Source organism: Chryseobacterium antibioticum (assembly GCF_012927325.1).
Taxonomy (GTDB): Bacteria; Bacteroidota; Bacteroidia; order Flavobacteriales; family Weeksellaceae; genus Chryseobacterium; species Chryseobacterium antibioticum.
The window spans coordinates 1-4,174 of the sequence record NZ_JABBGI010000065.1 but is presented as its reverse complement, the minus strand read 5'-3'; the positions used below and the strand labels follow the sequence as shown (position 1 = coordinate 4,174).

The 4,174-nt window shown below is 36.6% G+C and carries 3 protein-coding genes and 1 pseudogene; 2 read left to right on the top strand and 2 right to left on the bottom strand.

Annotation, left to right across the window (positions count from 1 at the left end; translation table 11 throughout):
• Positions 1-197: 197 nt before the first annotated feature.
• The gene (locus HHL23_RS22270; protein ID WP_169236929.1) at positions 198-1,976 is read right to left on the bottom strand and encodes an AMP-dependent synthetase/ligase; all 1,779 of its coding nucleotides are present in this window, start codon (positions 1,974-1,976) and stop codon (positions 198-200) included.
• 286 nt (positions 1,977-2,262) lie between these two features.
• On the opposite strand from HHL23_RS22270, the gene HHL23_RS22265 reads away from it, so the two are divergent.
• Entirely contained in the window at positions 2,263-3,402 is a 1,140-nt protein-coding gene (locus tag HHL23_RS22265; protein ID WP_169236928.1) for an acyl-CoA dehydrogenase, read from the top strand.
• A 22-nt stretch (positions 3,403-3,424) separates the two neighbouring features.
• Complete coding sequence (locus HHL23_RS22260; protein WP_169236927.1) at positions 3,425-3,790, top strand: hypothetical protein; 366 nt, start codon at positions 3,425-3,427, stop codon at positions 3,788-3,790.
• Positions 3,791-4,059: 269 nt separating this feature from the next.
• Here the strand turns inward: HHL23_RS22260 and HHL23_RS22690 are convergent.
• Positions 4,060-4,174: pseudogene (locus HHL23_RS22690) on the bottom strand (IS5/IS1182 family transposase); the annotation flags it as partial.

Here is a 4,174-nt window from a genome sequence, read left to right as displayed (position 1 = left end):
GACCTCAGAGATCAAACAAAAGAAATATAGGTAAATATAGAGCAAGAGCTAAACCCATAGTCTCTAAAAATCAAAAGGATAGCTTGTGATATTTTACTAACTTAATGACATTGGGCTAAAGCCCGTTTCTATTGATATAAAATTGTTGTTTGTTGGAAAAAAAAGCTGCTTCATCTCCGAAACAGCTTCTTGTATTTTTATTCGTGATGCTCGTACATTTTGTTGTACAGATCCATGAACTTCTCTTTGACAGCCTTTCTTTTAAGCTTCAAAGTAGGTGTAAGAAGTCCTGTATCGATGGCCCAGACTTCCGGAGTAAGCTCAATTCTTTTGATCTTTTCCCAGTTTCCGAGATGTTCATTGATGCCTTCCATCTCCTTTTGTATTCTTTCCTTTAATTCAGGACTTTTGGCAATTTCTGCCGGAGTAGAACCTATATTCAGGTTGTTTCTCATTGCCCAGTTTTTTGCAAATTCAAAATCAGGTTGTACCAATGCACATGGCATTTTTTCACCGTCACCTACTACCATGATCTGTTCAATGAATTTTGATGCTTTTGCAAGATTTTCAATCATTTGTGGAGCAATATATTTTCCACCTGATGTTTTAAACATTTCTTTTTTACGGTCCGTGATCTGAAGAAATCCTTCAGTATCGATATGCCCGATGTCTCCTGTTTTGAAGAATCCGTCTTCCGTAAAAGCTTCCTTAGTTATATCTTCAGCCTTAAAATAGCCTTTGAAAACAGACGGTCCTTTTACCGTAATTTCACCATCTTCCTGGATCTTCACCTGCAGATTATCCAACGGCCTGCCGACGGTACCGATCTTCATTTTTTCAAAACTATTTACAGAAATAACCGGTGACGTTTCAGTTAAACCATATCCTTCTAAAATAGGGATCCCGGCATTCTGGAACATCAGGTTTAATCTTGTGGATAGGGCCGCAGAACCGGAAACCAAAGTAATGATTTCTCCGCCCAGGCCTTCTCTCCATTTAGAAAATACCAGTTTATCTGCAATGATTCCCTGCAATCCTGAAGGTTTGGAGATTTCTTTTTTCTTGCTGATTAAATTTAAAGCCCAGAAGAATATTTTTGATTTCAGTCCCCCAGCTGAAGAACCTGTGTTATAGATCTTGTCATATACCTTTTCCACCAATCTGGGTACAACACTCATATAATGCGGCTTTACTTCTTTTACATTTTCACCCATTTTATCAATGCTTTCAGCGAAATAAACAGAAAAGCCACTGTACTGGAAAAGATAAAAAAGCATCCTTTCAAAAATATGACAGATAGGAAGGAAGCTCAGCACTCTTGTATCTTTGTAATCCAGGCTTTTTTTCTTAGGGATTCTTGGAAAAGAGCCCAATACATTAGAAACAATATTATGATGGGTAAGCATCACGCCTTTTGGTCTTCCCGTAGTTCCGGAAGTGTAAATAATGGTAGCCAGATCTTCAGAATTGATAGCATTGGAGAGGTCTTCCACTTCAATCTGAGTGGAATCGTCTTCACCAAGATCCAGAATTTCTCTCCAGTTGGCTGCTCCGCTTATGATATCAAAAGTAAAAATTCCCTGTAAAGTAGGAATATTATGTTTTACCTTCATCACTTTAGTAAGCAATTCTTTATCAGATACAAAACAATACTGTATTTCAGCATTATTAAAGATAAATTCATAATCTTCAGCAGAAATACTCGGATAAACAGGAACTGAAACCACACCGATCTGAGAGAGTCCAAAATCCATCACGGCCCATTCCGTACGGGAATTGGTGGTAATCAGAGCAATCTTATCTCCCGGTTTAATGCCCAGTTTCAAAAGTCCTCTGGAGATTTTATTTCCCTGATTGATAAACTCTAACGTTGAAGTTTTTTTCCACTCGCCCTGGTATTTGGTTACAAACATATCCGTTTTAGGAAATTTTTCTAAAGCGTAGTATGGAATATCGAATAATCTTTTGATTGTCATGATTTTTTAAGCAATTTTTAAAGAATTTTAAATATAAGCATTTTTTTTAATTGTAGTAATCTGAAATGATCAATTGGGAATTAATTGAATGCCTGCCATAATAAACAATCTATTCCATAACCTTCAGCTAAAAATATGAAACAGTATAGTCTTCTAACTTTAACCTTAATCTCAGACTTTATCGCCTTCCGCCCCCTAATCCCTAAAACCTGTTCCCTAATTTCCAATTCTATTTTCAGATTTCGTTAAAAAGTGTAAATTTACGGCTATCTAATTATTATTTTTTATGGACTTTAATTTATCGGAAGAACAGCTGATGATTCAGCAAGCTGCAAGAGATTTTGCACAAAATGAACTATTACCTGGAGTTATCGAAAGAGACCGCGACCAGAAATTCCCTACAGAACAAGTAAAGAAAATGGGTGAAATGGGACTTTTGGGAATGATGGTGGATCCTCAATATGGTGGTGCTGGTATGGACAGTGTTTCTTACGTGTTGGCAATGGAGGAGATCGCAAAAATAGATGCTTCTGCAGCTGTTGTAATGTCTGTAAACAACTCATTGGTATGTGCAGGTCTTGAAAAATTTGCTTCCGAAGAGCAGAAAGTGAAATACCTTACACCTCTTGCCAGTGGAAAAGTAATTGGAGCTTTCGCATTATCTGAGCCTGAAGCTGGTTCTGATGCTACTTCTCAAAAAACAACAGCAGAGGACAAAGGTGATTATTATCTTTTAAACGGTATTAAAAACTGGATCACCAACGGAGGAACTGCTTCTTACTATATTGTAATTGCACAGACAGATCCTGAGAAAAAACATAAAGGAATTAATGCTTTCATCGTAGAAAGAGGATGGGAAGGTTTTGAAATCGGGGTGAAAGAAGACAAACTGGGAATCAGAGGAAGTGATACGCATTCTTTGATCTTCAATAATGTAAAAGTCCCGAAAGAAAATAGAATCGGAGAAGACGGTTTTGGTTTCAATTTTGCAATGGCTGTATTGAATGGCGGGAGAATCGGTATTGCTTCTCAGGCATTAGGTATCGCTTCAGGAGCTTATGAATTGGCTTTGAAATATGCCAAAACAAGAAAAGCGTTCAAAACTGAAATCATCAATCACCAGGTTATTGCATTCAAACTAGCAGATATGGCAACTAGTATTACTGCGGCAAGAATGCTATGTTTCAAGGCTGCTGTAGAGAAGGATGCCGGTAAAGATATCTCCGAGAGCGGCGCAATGGCGAAATTATATGCATCTCAGGTGGCAATGGATACTACTATCGAAGCAGTACAGATCCACGGAGGATATGGATACGTGAAAGAATATCACGTAGAAAGAATGATGAGAGATGCGAAGATCACGCAGATCTATGAAGGTACTTCAGAGATCCAGAAAATTGTAATCTCAAGAAGCATTGCAAAATAAATTAATATAAACACACACACTTATGAAAAAAACTTTGTGGATCAGCTTGGGAGTAGTCCTTCTTCTGGTAAGCGTATTGGTATGGTATAAATACTTTTTCGTTTTTGGAGAGGGCGTGAAATCCGGCTATCTGAACTATGCCATGAAAAAAGGCTATGTCTTCAAAACCTATGAAGGAAAATTAATTCAGGAAGGTTTTGGAAAAGGAAAAACAGGAAGTATTACAAGCTACGAGTTTGAATTTTCTGTAGAAGATTCTGAAATTTTTAAACAGCTGGAAACAAACAGCGGAAAAACTTTTGATCTTCATTACAAAGAATATAATGGAGCGCTTCCCTGGAGAGGAAACACAAAGTTTGTTGTAGATAAAATAGTGAATATGAAATAGCGAAAGGCTCCCAATGGGAGCCTTTCTATTTACAAACCACTTACTTTAATAATATATGAACACTTTTACAAGCGATATTATTCTATTTTAATTCTCTATTTACCAATGACGGTTATTCTTATCTGTCATCCTTCCTGGCCCTGGTCCGAGTTCTTTTTTTCTAATTTATGTTTAAAATGGAGAAGTACCTTATCCGTAGATTACTATGCTTGTCTTAATAATATAAATATAAGAAGAAGAAATGAGTTTAATTTTTATATTGAGGTCATTTAAACTTTTTTAGATTTATAAAATTTGTTCAGAGCTATAACCATAAAAGCGATATAATTAAAAGACTTCCAACTCGATACTGTTGTGTCAAAACGATTAAGCAATGATCGAAAA